17 protein-coding genes are annotated in these 20,363 nt (G+C 41.4%); 3 read left to right on the plus strand and 14 right to left on the minus strand.

Annotated elements, in window-relative coordinates:
* Window positions 1-1,317 carry an ABC transporter substrate-binding protein gene (locus tag BLS49_RS17575; protein WP_091233640.1) on the minus strand — a complete coding sequence of 439 codons (1,317 nt, stop codon included), beginning with the start codon at window positions 1,315-1,317 and terminating at the stop codon, window positions 1-3.
* Between the two features lie 267 nt (window positions 1,318-1,584).
* Between BLS49_RS17575 and BLS49_RS17580 the strand changes: the two genes are divergently transcribed.
* Together BLS49_RS17580 and BLS49_RS17585 are read left to right on the plus strand one after the other, a co-directional pair.
* Complete coding sequence (locus BLS49_RS17580; protein ID WP_175471460.1) at window positions 1,585-3,144, plus strand: response regulator transcription factor; 1,560 nt, start codon at window positions 1,585-1,587, stop codon at window positions 3,142-3,144.
* 15 nt (window positions 3,145-3,159) lie between these two features.
* A complete protein-coding gene (locus BLS49_RS17585; RefSeq protein WP_091233646.1) occupies window positions 3,160-4,923 on the plus strand; it encodes a sensor histidine kinase in 1,764 nt (587 codons plus the stop codon).
* Between the two features lie 90 nt (window positions 4,924-5,013).
* On the opposite strand, the gene BLS49_RS17590 is transcribed toward BLS49_RS17585, so the two are convergent.
* From BLS49_RS17590 to BLS49_RS17615, 6 genes are all read right to left on the minus strand, one after another.
* The gene (locus BLS49_RS17590; RefSeq protein ID WP_091233649.1) at window positions 5,014-5,769 is read right to left on the minus strand and encodes an amino acid ABC transporter ATP-binding protein; all 756 of its coding nucleotides are present in this window, start codon (window positions 5,767-5,769) and stop codon (window positions 5,014-5,016) included.
* Between the two features lie 11 nt (window positions 5,770-5,780).
* Window positions 5,781-6,449, minus strand: a complete 669-nt coding sequence (locus BLS49_RS17595) for an amino acid ABC transporter permease (protein ID WP_091233651.1) — start codon at window positions 6,447-6,449, stop codon at window positions 5,781-5,783.
* Between the two features lie 12 nt (window positions 6,450-6,461).
* Window positions 6,462-7,298 (minus strand): amino acid ABC transporter substrate-binding protein, encoded by an 837-nt coding sequence (locus tag BLS49_RS17600; protein WP_091233655.1) that lies wholly within the window; start codon window positions 7,296-7,298, stop codon window positions 6,462-6,464.
* Between the two features lie 222 nt (window positions 7,299-7,520).
* Entirely contained in the window at window positions 7,521-8,495 is a 975-nt protein-coding gene (gene glpX, locus BLS49_RS17605; protein WP_091233658.1) for a class II fructose-bisphosphatase, read from the minus strand.
* A gap of 46 nt (window positions 8,496-8,541) precedes the next feature.
* Complete coding sequence (locus BLS49_RS17610; RefSeq protein WP_091233661.1) at window positions 8,542-9,342, minus strand: pyruvate, water dikinase regulatory protein; 801 nt, start codon at window positions 9,340-9,342, stop codon at window positions 8,542-8,544.
* Between the two features lie 13 nt (window positions 9,343-9,355).
* Window positions 9,356-10,021 (minus strand): helix-turn-helix transcriptional regulator, encoded by a 666-nt coding sequence (locus tag BLS49_RS17615; RefSeq protein WP_091233664.1) that lies wholly within the window; start codon window positions 10,019-10,021, stop codon window positions 9,356-9,358.
* 256 nt (window positions 10,022-10,277) lie between these two features.
* Here BLS49_RS17615 and BLS49_RS17620 point away from each other — a divergent pair, with 256 nt between their 5' ends.
* A complete protein-coding gene (locus BLS49_RS17620; protein WP_091233666.1) occupies window positions 10,278-11,969 on the plus strand; it encodes an alpha-amylase family glycosyl hydrolase in 1,692 nt (563 codons plus the stop codon).
* Between the two features lie 64 nt (window positions 11,970-12,033).
* Here BLS49_RS17620 and BLS49_RS17625 read toward each other — a convergent pair whose 3' ends face one another.
* From BLS49_RS17625 to BLS49_RS17655, 7 genes are all read right to left on the minus strand, one after another.
* Complete coding sequence (locus tag BLS49_RS17625) at window positions 12,034-13,071, minus strand: CdaR family transcriptional regulator (protein ID WP_091233669.1); 1,038 nt, start codon at window positions 13,069-13,071, stop codon at window positions 12,034-12,036.
* Window positions 13,072-13,300: 229 nt separating this feature from the next.
* A complete protein-coding gene (locus BLS49_RS17630; RefSeq protein WP_091233672.1) occupies window positions 13,301-13,696 on the minus strand; it encodes a DUF2871 domain-containing protein in 396 nt (131 codons plus the stop codon).
* Between the two features lie 110 nt (window positions 13,697-13,806).
* Window positions 13,807-14,763 carry a 3'-5' exoribonuclease YhaM family protein gene (locus BLS49_RS17635; RefSeq protein WP_091233676.1) on the minus strand — a complete coding sequence of 319 codons (957 nt, stop codon included), beginning with the start codon at window positions 14,761-14,763 and terminating at the stop codon, window positions 13,807-13,809.
* Window positions 14,764-14,831: 68 nt separating this feature from the next.
* A complete protein-coding gene (locus BLS49_RS17640; protein ID WP_175471461.1) occupies window positions 14,832-16,139 on the minus strand; it encodes a transglutaminase domain-containing protein in 1,308 nt (435 codons plus the stop codon).
* A 521-nt stretch (window positions 16,140-16,660) separates the two neighbouring features.
* Window positions 16,661-18,889 carry an FMN-binding protein gene (locus BLS49_RS17645; RefSeq protein WP_245742540.1) on the minus strand — a complete coding sequence of 743 codons (2,229 nt, stop codon included), beginning with the start codon at window positions 18,887-18,889 and terminating at the stop codon, window positions 16,661-16,663.
* 257 nt (window positions 18,890-19,146) lie between these two features.
* Entirely contained in the window at window positions 19,147-19,644 is a 498-nt protein-coding gene (locus tag BLS49_RS17650) for a GNAT family N-acetyltransferase (protein ID WP_091233685.1), read from the minus strand.
* Between the two features lie 143 nt (window positions 19,645-19,787).
* On the minus strand, window positions 19,788-20,363 hold a 576-nt coding region (locus BLS49_RS17655; protein WP_175471462.1), incomplete at its 5' end, for a WIAG-tail domain.

Consider the following 20,363-nt stretch of genomic DNA (forward strand, 5'->3'; position numbering starts at 1 on the left):
TTATTGCACTTGCTGTTCAAACAATTTCTGAATGTTAGCCAAGCTTTGTGTCAAATCTGCTCCATTCAAGATGTTAGGCAGTTCGTTTTTAAGTGCATCTTTTGCTTCTTGTGTGTACATTCCTAATGTAATCCCCGGTACTTCTGTAGACCATTTCGTGAAATCACTATAGATCGCTTGACCGCCAAAGAACTCGGAAGTTTGGCTATAAGCTTCACTTGAGAAGGAAGGAATGAATGAACCTACACCACCGTTTTCGTTCAGGAAGCGCTCGTAGAATTCACTGCTGCTGCCGATTGTTTTAGCCAAGAAATCGATAGCCAAATCCTTGTTCGCTGATCCATCCAATACGAACCAGCTGGAGCCGCCTTCATTAGATGCGTTAACTGCGCCTTCAACATTCAATCTTGGAATCGGAGCTACTTTCCATTTACCGCTTTGATCTTTAGCATCCATGATCGATGCGATTTGCCATACACCGGATACAACAGTCGCTACATCGCCAGCATTAAAGCTGCCTACAAATTCACTCCAGCCTGTTACTGGCTTGGCAATACCGGAATCGGAAATCCCTTTATACACACGAAGCGTATCTGTCATTACCGGATTATCTACAAAGTTTCCTTTGTTATCGGGAGTAATGTACCAGGAACCACCAGATTGAAGAAGAATGGAAGTTAACGCTTCATCATTCGGGTTGATCGTAGCCATGTATTTGCCCGTTTTTTCCTTAACTACTTTACCGATTTCAATGTATTGATCCCAAGTGATGTTCTCAAGATCTTCAGCTTTATAGCCTGCTTCTTCCAAGTAATCGGAGCGGTAGAACATTCCTGTTACACCGATATCAAATGGTACGCCGTATACTTTTCCGTCTATCGTAAGCGCATCCACTTTGTATTGAGAAAATTGTTTGAAATCAACCTTATCCGTAAAGTCTGCAAATGTATTAGGATAAGCGGTTACATATTTTTGAATGTTCGGGTCATTTACCAGAATGATGTCTGGAAGACCTTCTTTAACGCCTGCTGCAAGGTTTGTATTCAGTTTTTGCTCCAAATCTGTTTTCGCCATATCAACGACTTCCAGTTCAAAGCCAGGATTTTCTTTTGCGTACAGCTCTTCAGCAATTTTCAGAGCAGCGCCGTTAAAGGATGGGTCCCATGCCCAAGCAACGACTTTCTTTGTTGCAGTAGAGCCTGCAGATTCATTAGCAGCACCCTTCTCAGTGGATTCCGATGATTTCGAAGACCCGCAGGCCGCCAATAATGAAGCAGTCATCGAGACTAATAGCAATACGGATAGCAATTTTTTCAATCTGTACAACCCCTTTTGTCAAAGTATTTGTAAGCGCTTCATGTATTTCGATATTCATTTTAGAAAAAATAAAAAAGGAAGTATAATAATTATTAGAGTTAAATTAGTAGTAATTATTGTTCTCTTGTCTAACGTCAGTTTATTATAGTAAAAATTATTGGTGGTAGCATTAATTATTGTATATTTTGAACTTTAAGAGCCTAATAATACCCTTATAATCCGGATTGATATATGATGAGAAAAAAGAACATGCAACGAGGTGTATTCATGAATAAACACACTGCAGCTTATCGAGTTATGATCGTGGATGATGAAGCCATCTTGCGTACTGGTATGTTACATCTATGTAATTGGAGCGAATATGGAATCGAAATCGTCGCCCAAGCAGCTAACGGACAGGAAGCACTGCAACAAATGGAAGCGGTTCAACCACACGTAGTGATTACCGATATTGTCATGCCAGTTATGGACGGTGTAGAGTTCACAAAGGCGATGCGCATGCAGTATCCCGAAATTAAAATAGTTGTGTTAAGCAGCTATAGTGAATTCAATTATGTTCGTGAAGTATTTAAATATGGAGTTAATGATTATTTGCTCAAACCGAAAATATCGGCTACCGAATTAATCTCATTAATTCAATCCTTATGCAGCAATATCGATTTGACGAGTGAAAACAAGCCTACTGTAAAAAAAGATCCTGCACTCTTGTTGGGTCAATGGCTGGATAGCGATGCCGCGCTGAACGACAAAGCAGACGTTTGTCACGAGCTTCATCAGCATTTCAAGCTGGAGCATTTCATTATAGCCAAGGCAAGCACGAGCCTGCTTCTATCCAGAACAAAATGGACCCAGAGCCAAATAGAGAGCATCATCATTGATTTGGGCGCAGAGCATTTATCAGGACTTGAATATTGCTGTGTGTTCCTAAAGAACGAAGCTCTTCTGCTCGTTAATTACGGACCCTCGCAGTCAGTGGAAGTCATAGCTGCCCTGAAGCGATTCGCACAGCATACCCAGGATGCGTTAAACTTCATATCCTTTGTTCTTTCGCATACATTCGATGCTTTTAGCTTGATTAAATCAGAACATGAAAGATTAACTCCATACCTTGGTAAACTGTTGTATTTTACAGAGCAGGCACTTGTACCAGAGAATGAGATGACAATAGGCGGGGAAAAGACGAATTTTGATGAATTACAATTTACAAGTACGCTTCGCACTTTTGCAATCGATGATGCAATCACAATGTTGAAAGCGCTTTTTTCAGAAATTCAAAACAACCGCACCTACGATGAGTACAGCTTAAAGCGTTTATGTCAAAATCTGATATATACGACCATCAGCACGCTGGAGCAGTTAAAGCAGCCTGTAACAGAGCTTGGCTCCTCCAAGCTGAAGCTGTTTAAAATGATCGATCTCGCCTTTGATATCCACGAGCTGGAGAATATTTTGACACAGTTTCTTGAAGGGCTTAAAAATATCGTGCAACGAAGTGATTATCAGCAATCGATGATTTTGCATCAGGTTTATGAGTATGTAAATAAAAACTATGCCAATGAGATCTCATTATCGGAGATGGCCAATAGTCTACATTTGAACTACACTTATTTATCATCCTATTTCAAACAACGAACCCAGGAAAACCTAACCTCCTACATCAGTCGGGTTCGGACGGATAAGGCCAAGGAACTGCTGCATGAACAGGGGCTTTCCGTATCCGAGATTAGCCGCTTAACCGGTTTTTCTGATCACAACTATTTTTCGAAGGTATTCAAAAAGATGACAGGGATGACACCTATCGAATATCGCCATCAAATATCTCAATAAAGTCAGGTGTTTACCATGCTGCGAAAAAACAGTATATTTATCAAGATTCTTTTCCTGATGCTGTCAGGTATTATTATTATTTCATTCGTGCTCATCATGGCATCGTCGAGAATTGCAGAGCGCATATTGCTAAATCAGGTTGTCCAGAATGCAACGGGTAATATGAATATCGCCAAGGATGATTTATTAAAATATAATGATCAAATCGTAAATACGATGCTTCAAATCAACAGCAGCAACGAGTTCAAAAATTACATCACCAAGCCGGCCAATACGACTCTAGAACACTTGAATCTTGTCATTACATTAGGTAGATATATCGATGTTTACAAAGACTATTTGAGTCCAGAAAATTCACATATTATAGTGTCCGGACTTCCCGGCGAAGGCGGCAGGCACTATTCAAGCAACGCGCTGAAATGGGACAAGATTCCTCAGGATATCGTCTCGACTTACATGACTATTGACGGGGATATTCCGAACCGTATTCGCTACCACAGCAGCCCGGACTTATTCGCTGAAACCGTTCAATATAACAACTATATTTTTGCTACCAAGCCTTTGGTAGAGAGCGGTACAGGTTGGATGTACGGGTATGCTGCAGTCGTTATGGATGAATTGAACATCAATCAAAAATACAATCCGTATATATCCGAAGGCATTCATATCTCACTCATATCATCAGATGGCACTATTCTGTCCAGCAGCATTAAAGATTCAATCAGCAAAAAAGATGTAGACCTGCTGTCCATCGCCACCAATGCAGCAGAAAAGCCAAATGGGGTCTGGACAGAGCCAAATGATAAGCAGACCTATATATCCTATTTTCTGCCCGAATTTAACGCTTATTTGTTTGAAGAGATCAACCAACGAACCGCGTTTGCTCCTTTATACAAGCTGTCGTTCGAAATATTCAAGGTAGTTAGCATTGTACTTGTCGTTAGTTTGATTTTTGTCTACTTCCTGAGCCGACGTATTACCCATCCGTTGAATAAGCTGGTAAAAACGATGCAGACTTCAAAGGGGGACAATCTGCTTTTTCATCCTTTACAGGAAAGCGGCAGCTACGAGACTAACGTCCTGGCTAAAACGTACAATCGCTTGATAAAAGAAATCGACCAATATACCGACAAGCTCGTCTACGAACAGCAGGAGCGCAGAAAAGCAGATCTCAACGCGTTGCAGATGCAAATTAATCCGCATTTTTTATACAATACATTAAGCTCCATTAAATATTTGGCCAAAATGCACCGTACAGATCAGGTGGACCAGACGATTGATAGCCTGATCTCTATGCTCCAGAGTACGCTTGGTTCAACAGAAGATATGGTAACCGTAGAGACCGAAATCGAAACGCTCAAGCATTATGTATTCATAAATCAGATCAGGTATGGCGAACAAATCGGCGTTCATTACGAAATAGCGGATGATTGCTTGCAACTGCTTGTTCCCAAGCTGATTATTCAGCCGTTTGTAGAAAATTCATTTTTTCATGCATTCCCTGGATATGTAAGCGGGAATATTCATATCTTCATTCATAAATTTGAGGAGAATCTCGTAATTGAGATTATGGATGATGGGATCGGAATGAACTGCACGCTGGATCAGGCTAACGAAAAGAAGCGGCATCATTTATCCGGCATAGGCATTAACAACGTTCATGGTCGGATTCAGTTATTGTTTGGTTCACGCTACGGTGTACAAATACAAAGTGAAGAAGGCTACGGTACAGCAATTAAAATAACGCTGCCTGTTACTATGCAAAACAGCGATGCGTAATTAAAAAGTGGTGGTGCTTAAATCTCTGCACCACCACTTTTTTCTGTATATTTTTCTGCTCCGTTTCCAGTCTTCTAACCTTTTTCTATTCTATATATCTCTCTGCTCATTAAGGCGGGATAGAAATGACCGTGTCCGCTCATTTGTCGATTGGCGCAGCACTTGCTGTGGAGTACCCTGTTCCACGATGACGCCATTATCCATCAGGATGACCTGATCGGCCACTTCTTCCGCAAATTTCATTTCATGGGTAACAACAACCATTGTTCTCCCCTCAGACGCAAGGAATTTTATGACTTTAAGCACCTCACCAACCAGTTCAGGATCTAGCGCCGAAGTGGGCTCATCAAACAACAATAAATCGGGATCCATGGCAACTGCCCTTGCAATCCCTATTCTTTGCTGCTGTCCGCCAGACAACTGGAACGGATACGCATCGGCCTTATCTACAAGCCCAACCTTTTGCAGCAATTCAAGCGCATGATGACGAGCTTGCTCCTTACCTATTTTTTGAACGGTGATCAGACCCTCCATGATGTTCTCCGCAGCTGTCCGATGCGGAAACAGATTATAGCTCTGAAACACCATGCCTGTCCGCTTTCGAATCGACAGCACATCATTTCTCCCGAGCTTCTGTCCTGGTGAAAAATCAAGCCGAAGCCCTCCTACTGATAACGATCCTTCTGTTGGAGTCTCAAGTAAGTTCATGCAGCGCAACAGCGTAGTTTTCCCTGATCCCGAAGGTCCAATTACAACGAGTACTTTGCCTTTTTCAAGAGAAAGATTGATCCCTTTAAGCACCTGTTCGCCGCCAAACGACTTTTTAAGATTCATTATTTCAAGCATCTTTCTTGCTCCTATCTGGCGTGATACCGGTCATTGTATTTTTCTAATCGAGACTGGGCGTATGATAATACACTGCTCATTATCAAATAAATAAGCGCCGCCTCCACATATAAAATCATAGGTTCATACGTAACTGCTGTAATTTGCTGTGCTGTCTGAAACACCTCTGTCACTGTAATCGTAGCAGCTAGCGAAGTATCCTTCACCAAGCTAATAAACGAGTTGGACAAAGAAGGTATAGCAACACGGGTCGCCTGCGGCAATATCGTTCGTCTTAATGCCTGTCCACGGGTCATCCCCAGAGAATATGCCGCTTCCCATTGACCTTTGGATATGGAGAGGATCGCTGCACGGATCGTCTCTGAAGCATATGCTCCGACACTAAGTGTAAAGCCGATTACCGCTGACGGGAATGCATCCAATGTTACTCCTACTCTTGGGAGGCCATAGAAAATAATGAACAGCTGCACCAAAAGAGGTGTTCCACGAATGACCCAAACATAAAATTGGGCCAGTTTCACTAGCGGCTTTAAATTGGACAAACGTGCAAGTGCCGTAAACAGAGCCAGAGTTATGCCAAGAACAAATGAAATGATAGCCAGCGGAATAGTGAAGGCTACTCCTGCTTTAAGCAAGGGCAGCAGAGAATCAAAGAATATTTCCAGATGTCTTTCACTCATGTTGTATCGCCGTTACTTCGATACGTCTTCGCCGAAGTATTTCTCAGAAATCTTCAGGTAGGTACCGTCATTTTTAATTTCCTCGAGGGCCTTATCCACTGCTTCTACCAGTTCCGCGTTGCCTTTATTGAACAAAAATCCACTATGTGAAGCATTTGCCGCCTCGTCTACCACCTTAATAGGAGCATCAGGTTTTTGCTTTTTAAAGTCGAGATACGAAAGACCATCATTTACTGTAGCATCAATTCGACCCGAAATCAGCAAATCAATCGCTTGGTTAAAACCATCCGTCTGTACGATTTCTGCACCATTTTCTTTAGCGATGTCTGTCAAATTACTGGTCAAGGATTGTCCGGCTTTTTTACCTTTAAGATCCGCCAGCTTCTTAATATCTTCATTTTTTTCATTAACGATCAGAACAGCCTTGGAAACGATATAAGGATCGGAAAAATCATACTTTTCTTTGCGGTCGTCACGAATAGAGACCTGATTGGCTACTACGTCGAATCTCTTCGCATCAAGACCTGCGAAAATACCATCCCACTTCGTTTCAATAAACTCCGCTTCCACTCCCAGGCGTTTAGCTACTTCTCGGGTCAGTTCTACGTCAAAGCCAGTCAAGTTGCCATCTTTATCGTGATAGGTAAACGGTGCATATGTTCCTTCTGTACCCACGCGAATTTTGCCGTTCGCTTTAACCTGATCCAATAACGTCTGACCTGATTGCGCTGCCCCTCCATTTCCAGCATCACTTTGACCATTTGTACCTTGCCCTTTATTATTACCGCAAGCAGCCAGCACCAACGTAAATACTAGCAATGCCAACAGCAAAATCGAACTTTTCTTCATAATATTGTTCTCCCCTTTTAATCTTCTTAAAATCCGATAAGTTTAGTAAGAATATTAGCTATATTAGCATTATTAGTTTGGATCGTCAATGCATCTCCTATGCTTTATTTTTCTATTTTTATAAATCAGGCGATAACAGCAAATTTGTTCCAAAAGATAAAAAAACTGTCGCTAAAGGAATTCACCAATTCCCCTGGCGGCAGTCTTTTATTTCATAGCTACTTATATCGCAGCTCCCGTTAAAGTATCGTATTGTTCAGGATAGTGATGTGTAGTTGTCAGGTAACTAATTGTTCTGTTCTGTGAATGCATAATAACAGAATGGGTTTCTGCTTTATGCTTGGGCAAATAGTGAACTCCTTGCAGGAAATCTCCCGGTGTCACACCAGTTGCAACAAACATTACATTACCATGACCAATCAGTTGTTCCATCTTGAGAAGCTGATCAGGCTGACGATGTCCCATCCGAATACAGCGGCTGTATTCTTCCATTCCATCAGGCAGCAATCTTCCTTGCATTTCACCGCCCAGGCATTTAAGTGCCGCTGCTGCAAGCACGCCTTCAGGCGCTCCGCCCGACCCTACATAAAGGTCAACTTCCTTCTCCATGGCAGCTTCGACTGCCCCCATAACATCGCCATGACTTAACAATTTAATTCTCACACCTGCTTTACGAAGCGCTGCAATCAATACGCTATGCCGTTCACGATCAAGAATAGACACTGTCATCTCTGACAACGGTTTATTCAGTATTCCTGAAGCTTTATCCAGGGTTGTCTCAATCGGATCATCGAGCGACAGCTTCCCTGCAAGTGCTGGACCTACCGCCAGCTTCTGCATGTAAATGTCAGGTGCATGCAGCAAGCTGCCTTGTGGAGCAGCAGCTATTACAGAGATAGCATTGTTCAGGCCGTTTGCGACAGTCTCGGTTCCTTCCAAAGGATCGACTGCAATATCAATTTTTGATCCACGATGATTCCCGAGTTTTTCACCGATATACAGCATTGGGGCTTCATCCATCTCACCTTCACCGATAACTACTGTGCCATCCATCGTCACAGAATTAAATCGGCTTCGCATCGCTATGGTTGCAGCCTCATCCGCACTGTTTTTATCGCCTCTACCTGTCCATCGTGCAGCATCCAGCGCCGCAGCCTCAGTAATACGCACCAGTTCCAATGCCAAATGTCGTTCCATTACCCCTTCACTCCTTAATATCTATATAGTTTACAAAAAACTTACATTAAATGTATTTCATAATTAAAGCTGCAATCTCTTCAATTGCCTTGTCGGTTACATCGATTACCGGACATCCCAGTGATTGAAACACAGACTGCGCATAGTTCAATTCTTCTTCCACCCGCTCCAGGGAGGCGTATTTCGCATCATCGGGAAGTCCCATCGCCTTTAATCTTTCAGAGCGTATTTTGACTAGGTGCTCTGCATTAATCGTCAGTCCGATAATTTTGCCCCTTACTTCTCTTAATTGAACAGGTGGCGTTAATTCTGGAATAACGGGATAATTAACTACCTTTTTGCCCTTGTGTGCCAAAAAAATAGACAGCGGCGTCTTCGAAATCCGAGAGACTCCAAGAATAATAATATCTGCCTTAAGAATAGCTCCAACATCTTTACCATCGTCATTATTCACCGCAAATTCAACTGCTTCTACACGGCGAAAATAGTCATTATCAAGTCTCTGATGCCAACCAGGAGTGCGTTTTGGGGTATCATTAAAAGTATCCACAAAAGCCTGCATCATCGGGCCCATAATATCTACAATCCGTACATTCAGACGCACAGCCTCTTCCCTGATGATTTCCCTCAATTCAGGCTGAACCAAAGTATACACTACAAATCCTCCACGTTCGGCCACTTCTTCCATCAAACGATAAAGCTCATCTTCATTACGAACATTCATATACCTTTTGATTTCGGTATTTGGTAGTTCAAACTGCTGAAGTGTAGCACGAACGACTGCTTCAGCGGTTTCACCTATTGAATCCGAACATATTGCTATTAGACGTGATACAGCCTGGCTCATTCCATTCCTCCTACTATTCCTCAGCTATCGTATCCAACAGCATTTTTATAATATTTGTTTTAGAAATTCGGCCCACTACACTACATTCCCCTTCTACTCCTGACGGAGCTGGTACAACTACAGGCAAGCTGTCGACTTGATGAGCTATTATTTTTCTGGCTGCATCCAGTACAGAATCCTCTGGCGAGACAGTAATCAACTGGGGACGACGAGTCATAATAAAACTTACTGGCATTGTAGAAGCTGTAGCATTGCCAAGCGTAACCTTCAGCAAATCTTTGCGTGAAACTATGCCAGCAAGCCTTCCTTCTTCGTCCGTTACGATGAGATGTCCTACATTTTCAAGAAAAATGGAAACTACCGCATCGTGAATCGTCGTAGTTTCTCGAACGATGACAGGTACACTATGGACATCGCCAACCTTCATATTGAGCAGTCCGGTTTTTTTGTCCTCATTTTCTGATATACTTTGTTTCCCCAAGAAATATCCCACTTTGGGTTTAGCATCGATGTAGTCGAGCATGACAAGCAAAGATAAATCAGCACGGATTGTCGGTCTCGTCAGATTCAGCATCTCCGCGATTTGATCCCCTGTAATCGGTGCATGTTTTTTTACAATATCGATAATTTCAAATTGACGGGATGTAAGTTTGATAAGAAATCCCTCCGCTTCAGATATGTTCGCTCCAATTATAACATTCTGCTATGGTCTATTAGAATGTCATAATAGCGAATTTTGATTCCTCCCCTCAGTTAAGGTAATGATTTTCTTTATATATTACGTCATATATAATCATATTTCAATATATATTACGTACTAAATAAAAAATATGCTATTTACACTTGGGTGAATCCCCTATTTTTGTAGCCACTTAAGGTATACAAAGCATACAATATAGCGATAGCACGAGTTACCATAGAAAGGAGGTAACTTTGTGGTCCCCGGATTTCATGTATCCGTTAGCTTGTCTCCCTCTCAAATCAACTATGATCAGAACTCCCTATTAACCGTTAACATTGAGGGTGAATCCGGTATCCAAGCGATTTATGCTGACCTTACTTCACTCGGGATAACGAAATCACTACACATTGACCCGGTTCTTCGATCAGGTGTCATATACCTATCCGATAAAATAACGGCGGGTATCATAAATATTCCGGTTACAGTTATTGATGAGCATGGAACTCAGTATACTGAAAACGCTTCCCTTACAGTACTCCCTAAATCATCATGTGATTTCGACTGGGATGAAGCACGTATTTACTTTTTGTTAACTGACCGATTCTTTGATGGGAACCCTTACAATAATGGCATTGGATATGACAAAAGTTTTGCCGAATCGTATCATGGCGGCGATTTTGCAGGTGTTACAGCCAAATTGGATTACTTGTGCACTCTCGGCATCAATACCATTTGGATTACACCCATCGTAGACAATGTAGATCATATGATGGATTCAAATACGAAGCAATATGGATACCATGGTTATTGGGCTCGCAATTTCACCGAGATCGATGAACACCTAGGCTCTCTGGAGGATTTTTATTGCTTGCTTGATGCTGCCCACGATAGAGGAATCAAAATAATGGTAGACGTCGTACTTAACCATGCTGGTTACGGCAGCAAGAACAATCCCCTGTTCCAAGGGATGCTCCGAGAATACCCGGGGTATGATCCTGTTACTGAGGAGCTTTCAGGTTTGCCTGATTTCATCACCGAGGACCCGAAGGTACGTTCAAAGCTCATTGATTGGCAGACTGCATGGGCTAAATTAACGACCAAAAAGGGTAATAAAATTAACTATTATCGAGTCGACACTGTAAAGCACGTCGATTCAGCGACTTGGATTGCTTTTAAAAAAGAGCTGCTTGGAATAAATCCCGGCTTTAAACTGATTGGTGAATATTTTGATGCAAACATTGATTCCACTGGCGGATATTTGGGCAATGGACAAATGGATTCATTACTCGATTTTGGCTTTAAGAATCTGGCTCAACGTTTTGTAAACGGAGACATGGATCGTGTCGAAAACGAGCTTGAGCACAGGAACAGCAAGCTTACTAACTATTTAACTATGGGACAATTTTTAAGCAGTCATGATGAGGATGGATTTCTCTGCAGCAAGCTTAACGGAGATATCGCCAAAATGAAAATTGCCGCAACTCTCCAAATCACTGCGAAGGGTCAGCCTGTTATTTATTATGGGGAAGAGATCAATCTGTCTGGACCCAATATATACGGCTTGCTGGCTAACAATCGTTATGATATGCAGTGGGATCACTTAACGGCTGAACAAATCTCTATGCTTCATCATTACACACAATTACTGAACATCAGGGCCAGATATTCCAAAATTCTATCCAAAGGCAATCGCCGCAAAATTGGTGGTTCCGATCATGAATGCTATTTAGCGTTTGCAAGCGAATATAACGGAGAATACGTGGCTATCGCCATTAACATTCAGAATGCCCCTCAAACGGTAATGTTCCATACCCCTTTTGATGCTGGAATGAAGCTAATGGATTATTACAATGAAAAGTGTTATACCTTAGATCATGAGAGCAAAATTACGATTACAATACCATCCTCACAGGATGGGGGTACAGTCATTTTAGCAAAAAGCTGATTCATTCTTTCCGAAAAAAGACGGTTTGCAAGGAGAGATGTTTCTTCTCCTTTGCATACCGTCTTTAGTTTTCATACCACATTAATCCACAAATTAGTTGGAACATGTCCAAGTAATCACGAGGATTTTTCCCGCTAAGCTTTTCTATTTTGTCGATCCGGTAATTCAGAGTATTTCGATGGATGTTAAGCTTACTAGCTACTTGATTCATATCCCCGCTCTCTTCAATGTAAGCCTGCAATGTTTGAATCAGATCCAGTTTGCTTCCTGACTTATCTATGACTGAGAAAAAAGAATTCAGAGACTCCTTGTAAGGATAGGACAAATGAACAAATACCTTCAATTCCTCATAATAGACCATTTTTTGCGACGGCTTCAGCTTCGTTCCTATATGCAAAGCCGATTCGGCCTGTTTTATGGATACGGCGGCGATCTCCTCAACATTGCCAAAGCTAACTTTCCTTATCTCCTTCTGATCTATCCATCCCTCCAATTTATCCATAAAGTTCTGGTGATCTGTCGTGAACAGGACCACCTTATGATTCTCCAGAAACAAATAATGCCGTGCCTTCTCGCAGAGTGAATTCAAGACCTTTGTCTTCGTTCGCCCTTGCACGATGATAGCCTGGATTTTGCGCGTTAAATCCAGCCCGTACAATTTACCTCGCTGAATAAAGGCGTCATCATAGCTATTTTCCCGATACGACAGTTCCCGATAAAACGTCTCTCGGTTAAATCTGTCATTTTGTTCCTGTAAATTTTTCTGTTCTTGTTCAATCAACAGGACCGCGGTCGCTCTCACCAGCTTACTAAAGGGCCTTACTTCATCAGGTTGTCCGGTAATTCCTACAACGCCAATAACCATTCCGTCCATAATAATTGGCTCATTAACGCCGGGCTTCACCCCACCGCTTTGCTTATAAATTTCGTTAATGGTTTTCGTTTGAATTACACTTTTTGCGCCTTCGTGCAATGTTCCAATTCGTGAGCTGTCACCGCTGCCGATAATGATTCCATTTTCATCCATGACATTAATGTTATATGGGATAACCTTCATCATCTCTCTAGATATTTTCTTGGCGATGTTACTATACAGCTTCATTTACGTTATATCTGATCATGATTTAAATCAGTTCCTTTCTCATTAAAACAAATTCATTCGTACTTGGCACATCCATGACAGCGTTTTCCTGCTATATTAACGATCTTATTACACTGTAATCCCTCATTACATTGTCCAAATACATATTATTTATGTGCAAATGCACAAATAAAGCCCTTAACACGAATCGTGTAAGGACTTTATTTGCAAAAAGCTGATTCCCGTATCGTTACTTAACTCTTTTCCCTAATAAAATAAGCAGCCAAATGATACCTATTCCGAGAATCATATGACCAAGCCCGGCAATATGCGGCAAGAAGCTTATATCCGTACCGTTAATTTGCAGCATTCCCCGGATTCCCATAGTAATTAAGGTAATCAACAGGCCTACATTATACACGATGTACCAAACGCCAAACGATTTAGCTTCATGCACATTAAACACTTTACTTAGGATAAGAGCGATAATAAAGAAAATGAAACCCAATACAAGAATATGGGTATGGAGAGCAACCAGAACAGTCCCCCCGGTAAACTCCTTGATCTTTGTAAATTCGCGGTAAAAGACCCCTGCCAACAAGCCAAGAACCGCATAAAAGAAGGAAGTGTAGTACAGCTTTTTCATGTCTATATCTCCTTATTTAAATGATCTCGTTTATTGACAATTTACCACATCAAAATGAACTCAATATGAACTGAATGTTACAAAATGAGTACTAAAACAAACTCAAAATGTTAGTATTTCAAACGATAAATAGCTTTGTTTTCGAGGCCACGAATCATAGGCGTCCAGTCCTCTGTATCCGGTGTTGTAAGCAGAGCATCCTCCACCATTTGCAGCTTGGCGTCAAGGGCATCTATATGGTGCAACGCCACAGCCTCAGGAAGCTGAGGTCCAACCGGACTGCCCCATTCCCCTAAATTATGGTGGGATAGCACAAGATGCTGTAAACCTACTACCTTCGGAGACTCAAGATCTATGTCAAGTCGAATAGCTGCTTCAGTAATCCACTGGGAAGCCATCGATATGTGACCAAGCAATTTACCCAGAGTACTGTATTCAGATACGATCCCAAGCTGAGCGTTCATTTCCTCCGGTTTTGCAATATCATGCAGAATAATTCCCGCTTTCAGCAAATCTCCATTCAAGAAAGGTCTCTGTCTGCACAAAAAATCGCCAAGCTCCAGCATACGTACCATATGATAGGCTAATCCAGCATAGTAAGCATGATGATGACTTTTGGCAGCCGGATAATGAACGAGCTTTTCCTCCACTTTTGCTACACAATATGAAACAATCCCCTTAATCTCCTGATCCTGAATATCCGAAATTACCCTCTGGATGGTATGGATCAATTCATCCGGTCCAATCGGTGCAGAGCGAATAAAATCGGTCAGTTTCACACCATCCTCTTCTTTAGCCGGGCGGATTTGAATTATTTTCACCTGGAGTCTGTCTCTGTATGTCTGTGCAATCCCTTTTACCTTAACGAGTCCCATCGGAAAAAATGCTTCTTTATCGGTTGTAGAAGCATCCCACAATTTCGCGGATATTTCTCCGCTTGAATCACAAAGCATTATGTCCAAATAATCCTTTGGCGGCGTACTATTCGTCTGTCTCACAACAAGTTCCTTCAGAAGATAAAAGCCAACAAATTCATCCTGATTGGCCAATTGCTTAATCAATGTCACGTTAATTCCTCCACAGTAATGATAATTCCATTATACTACAGGAGCTTATTTATGACTCTATCTACTAATTACTGGTGAAACACAACATAATTTTCAATCTCATAGTATTCGCCTATTTCCAGCAATTCAGGAGCAACTTCATTATAGACCTCGGAAATAACATCCAGCATCTCATCCTCATCCATATCAGCAAGTAGTCGGAGGGAGACGGTAGAAGCACCGCTTTGCAAACCTTTTGAAAGCTTGGCTCTATATTCAGAAAGAGATTTCACTTCCAGATCGTGAACAACGTAATAATCATATTTACTAGTACTCCCTGTAAACTGATAGAGTTCCTCGTCTAGCCAATAATCCTCATCCTCTATATAGCCGAGATTGGTTGCCATTTCATCACTAGAATTGTACAGAAAATAAGGTACACCTGAATTGTTCGCCCCATTTGTAGAATCGATGTTCAACCATTCATCCCCAATTTTCACCTTATTCCACGCATGCGGCACATCATCAAGTGTTCCCGTTACGATAATACTGTCAATTCCAGCTATATCCGCGAGCATCTTGTAAGAATATGCATAGCTCATGCATACACCAAGCTTCTCTACGATTACACCATATGTTGAAAAGGCATCATCATATTCTGAATCGACGTATTTATAATTATGGAGCACCGAATTGTCATAGGCTTCGTCGTCATAGGTTGCATTTTGTTCCAGATAATCATAAATCGCCTGACGTTTCTCCTCATCAGTCATCTCTTCCTGGATAATAGAATCGATAATAAGTCTGGCTTCAGTAACGGTCTTTTGTTGTTTTCCTGTCATTGTACTTTGCGGATCCTGATATGTAATAACTAAGGTTTTCGTTAAGGAGTTGTACCAATATGTATCCAGCCCGATAATAAGCGGATTTTGATACATTACTTTTTGTAAGGTATCATATAGACCTTCAGCATTTTGCGCCTCAGGAAATGCTTGCAGTGAAATTCGCTTTTGTCCGTGGATCAAAAATCTGGCGAGATATTCTTCTAATGCAGAATCCGCATTTAATGGGACTTCTTCTAAAATCACGGGATCAGGAACGGGCTGCATATCCTTTTTATTGCTATCCGTGATATCTGGATCATATTTCTTCTTTATATCCGCTATAGTCAGCTTCTCTTCACTAGTTTCTGATATCGAGTCATCTGTGGAATCAACTGTAGAATCCTCTATCTTTGACGCAGAGGTGTTCTCACGAGCCCTCTCTTCTAGCTGAGCATTCACTAGATTCTGTCTGTATTCAGCTAGCATATCGATCCAAAAGCATCCTGTTAAAAGAAACGAGCACATAAGTAATGGAATAACTACTTTATAGATGAATTTTACTCCTGTATGCATCACTATCAACCTCATTTCGACAATTCCCGCATGGTCATTATATCATTTAACAGAGGTGAAAACTGTATATATTTGTATGAATACGAAAGGGGCTGTCCCAAAAGTAGGTTTAGTGTCAAAACTGGAAATAGCGGTGCAAGGAAGACGATCCCTGCACCGCTTGATTCCGCCACATTCTATGACCGTATCTCATGTGTAATAGTGTCATGATGCGGAATTCCTGAAATTCCTGCAAATGTGCAGGCTTTGTTTATGTAAAGCCTCTAAATGCCCTAAATTGCTGCAAATGTGCAGGCTTTCTCTAAGGATTCTCTTCAAACTAGTCTATTCTGAACCATATTCCTGCATTTTTGCAGGCTTTTGTTCATCCTTTCATGGCTACTTATATAAAACTGCATTTTTGCAGCTTTTTCTGATAACTTGCCTTTCCACTGCTAAAGAAGCAGAAGCGTCCCTCAAAGTTATCTTAGACAACTTTGAGGGACGGCCTCTTAGCTTATCGATATCTATTTTACTTCGTATTATCTTCCTGCTGCCTCAAGCGCTACTTTTACAGCGTCAACTACTAGTGCAGAAACTGCTTTAACGCCTTCAGTATCTCCAAATGCTGCCGGACGATATGCGTATTTATGCATTCCTGTAGTCGTATCTGTTTCAATCTCTTTCTTGACGGCTAATTCATCTGCAGATAATGTATCTTCTGCTTTGATTTTACCCTTGGAATCGAGATAGTAAACAGCCATCTTAACTGGAACGTTCTTCTCGATTGTAACCATTACATATACGGATTTGTCAGCATTAACTCCAGCAAAAATCCCGTTCAGGTAAGAAGTTTTGTACGCTTCGGAAATTTCAGCCTTCTTATAGGCGCGATCAATTGCTGCACTAAATGCATTGCTGCTGCTTGTAGCTCCGGAAACAACATCAACCTCTGCTGCTTTTTCACGAGTCGCTGCGACCATGAAGTTCTCCTTAAGGATCGGAATAGCCTTAACTACTTCACTGTAAGCCGAAGCCCCACGGTCTTGGAAATCAACACCAACTCTATACAAGTTGAGTCCTACAATGTTGCCGTTACGAAGAGTAACATCTGCACGATTAGTACCTTTATCATATGCATCTCCATATGTTGTAAAAGCACCATCTTTATAGTTGCCTTGATTTTTGGAAGCATTCTGAAGGGCATCTTTATATGCTGCTTTTGCAGCCCCAGATAATACTTCTTGACCTACAATGTCCTTCATGTCTAAGCCATTCTCATTCAACCCGGCTGTAAGAAGCTCGGCTACTTCTTTTTGCTCATGAGTCAGGTTTTCAGCTTTAATCAGCTTACCGTCCTTGTCAAAAAGATGAAGTGTTATTTGAGTCACTTTATCATTCTCAAGGTTAAGGAGCAAAAGAATTTGGGATTGATTGTCAACACCAGCAACAATACCATCAAAATATTTACCGTTTTTACCGGTTTTCAAAGCCTTCTCCATAGCTCTCTCTACAGCTTGATTCCAGCTGTGACTACTTTCCGTAGCACCGGAAATTGCATCTGTATCATTGTTGAACGCTGCAACAGGGCCTCCGTTAGCAAGCAGTTTAGCTACCATCGGAGCATTAGCTTTCACCACATCTGCGTATGCAGTATCGCCACGGTCGATCAGGTTGGCGCCCAATCTATACAATTTAACATCAACTAATTTGCCATTACGCACATAAATGTCTGCTCTTTCAACACCTTTATCTCTGGCAGTACCATATGCTGAGTAGAAGCCATCGATATATTTAGAAGTGTTGTTCACTTTTGCACTGAGTTCAGCATCTTGGTAAGCTTTGATAGCAGCAGTAAATTCAACTTCATTTCCTTTAATTGAAACTGCATCAGTTCCACGGTAGAGCAGCTCGCTTGCAATGGAATAAACCAACTTCGCTTGCTCATTGCTCATGTTTGCTTCTTCGATAGCGTTTCCATTAGTATCCATTGGATAGACCTTGACGCCAAGCAATTTGGTTGCGTCGTATTTAAGGAACACCATAAATTTACCTTGAGGATCTACACCCATATGCTCGCCTTCAAAATAAATTTGTCCTTCTGGTTTCTCCTTCAGCGCTCTTACAAAAGCACGGTCTACTGAAAGCTTCCAGCCGTCACTCGAACGAGTAGCTCCGGAAACAACATCAACCTCTGCAGCTTGTTCGCGGGTCTTGCCTTTAAGTCCCTGTTGCATCACTTCATAAGCTTGCCAGAGACCAACATAGTTGTTGCGAACATCACGGTCAATGATCTTAGGACTAGTTCTCAGCAACTCTACATCAGCTACTTTACCGTCCTTGATCGTAACCTTAGCACCTTCCGTACCTTTGGAATACGCGTTGCCATATGTTACATAAACGCCATCCTCATAAGGATTTTGAACGGTTTGTACTGGTTTAGTCGTAGGAACTGTTGTTTTTGTAGTCGTTTGTGTGTTGGTCTTGTTGGTCGTTGTAGTTTTATTCGTGGTTGTCGACTTGTTCGTTGTTGTAGTAGATTTCTTAGTCGTAGTCGTCGATTTATTGTTGGTTGTTGATTTGTTCGTTGTTGTAGACTTGTTGGTTGTTGTAGATTTATTTGTTGTCGTTTTTGGCGTCGTATCGGCAGCTTCTGATGCGGCGGATACAACATCAATGTTATCAATTTTTACTGCTGACATATCTACAGTATAAACAAACGTCGATAATACCATAGTTGCACAAACAGTTAGAGAAATGAGTTTCTTCAAATGCAATCCTCTCCTTTTATCATTTGATGTTATGTAATCGTGTCACAGAAGATATAAACTTGAGCCGAATCTCCCCTTCCTTACGTACTCCCGTTATCAAGGCAATATCAACTGTGGTCCTATTAGAGTGAAATATTTCACATAAATAAGTACAGATACTTCAAACGGTTTTGACTCATGATACTTAATATATATTCTTTCTTGCTGTAAGAAAAATCACACGGGTGAAACATTTATCACTTTGAACTTTTTCGTTATTAATTCATTACTTTTTCCATTAGGTAACTTTCTTCTTCTAGATTCCCTTGATTCTGAATTTCTACCAGCCTAAAACCACATTTTTGCATATAAAAACGATGATTTCTTTTTGAGAATCCCGGAGTATCCGTTGACCATTTTTTTGTATCAGTATACTTCTCTTCTATCATATTCCAGACCTTGAGACCAATTCCCTGATTCTGATAAATCACATCTAAAAAAATGTTGCCTAAATAATTGTACCCATCCTCTCTAATCCAAAGAATACATGCGCCTGCCAATTCACCGTTCACGAGTATTTTGTGAGACTCAGTGGGAGAGTTCAACGCCCATTTCTCCAAGAAGCCTCCATCATCATAACCTTCAGGCCCGCTCTTTCTGCCCTCACCCAAATGAATTCTGGCATCTTCATCAAATGCCCTTGTCATAATAGCAGTTAACGGAACAATATCCTCACTTGTAATATTCTCAAATACTATAGATGTTTTTTGCGGCATCCTTTAACCTCCTTAAGGTAAATTACAGTTACAATATCACCCTCTCTTCAATTCAAAAACAATAATTATCTCACATATGAATGCCTTCCTTTATTGAAACAGCCACCGTATGATCGGTGGCTGCATTTTTTATTCAATACAGGTTATAGATTATTTCCAATAGTGATCCAGGTGACATATCCATAATTAACCGGACTATAGGACAATCTTGTAACCATCACTATTGCAGATTCTGCTGTCTGTTCCTTTAAGGTCACATAATAGGATGGATTGTTAGTCATAGCAACCAAAACATAATGGTTATTCAAATAAGGCTGTTCAAATGTAATCGTAAGCTCAGCCGATGATTCGTGACCAAGCAGCAGGAAAGCACACATTCCAAATTGCTGCAATGCCGGTTGCCCTGATACAGCTTCCACAGGGGTAAACCCAAGATGCTCAACATTCACAGCGCCTTGCCCGATATGTCGTGAACCTACTGCTTCACTACCGAGATGCTCGCCTTGAACTGCTTCATTTCTGAGATGATTACTCCACACAGACCCTTGTTTAAGGTGATCGGCGCCTACCGAATCATGACTCAGCACTTCGCTATCTACAGAGAAAGGCTGCAAATGTGTTCGCTGGATGGCTGCCGCCTGTATATCTTTGCCTTGAATTCCCGCCTCCGGCAACAACCCTTCCTGTAGCAATTCAGACGATAAATGACGGGATTCCAC

The sequence above is a fragment of the Fontibacillus panacisegetis genome, assembly GCF_900102215.1.
GTDB classification, from domain to species: domain Bacteria; phylum Bacillota; class Bacilli; order Paenibacillales; family Paenibacillaceae; genus Fontibacillus; species Fontibacillus panacisegetis.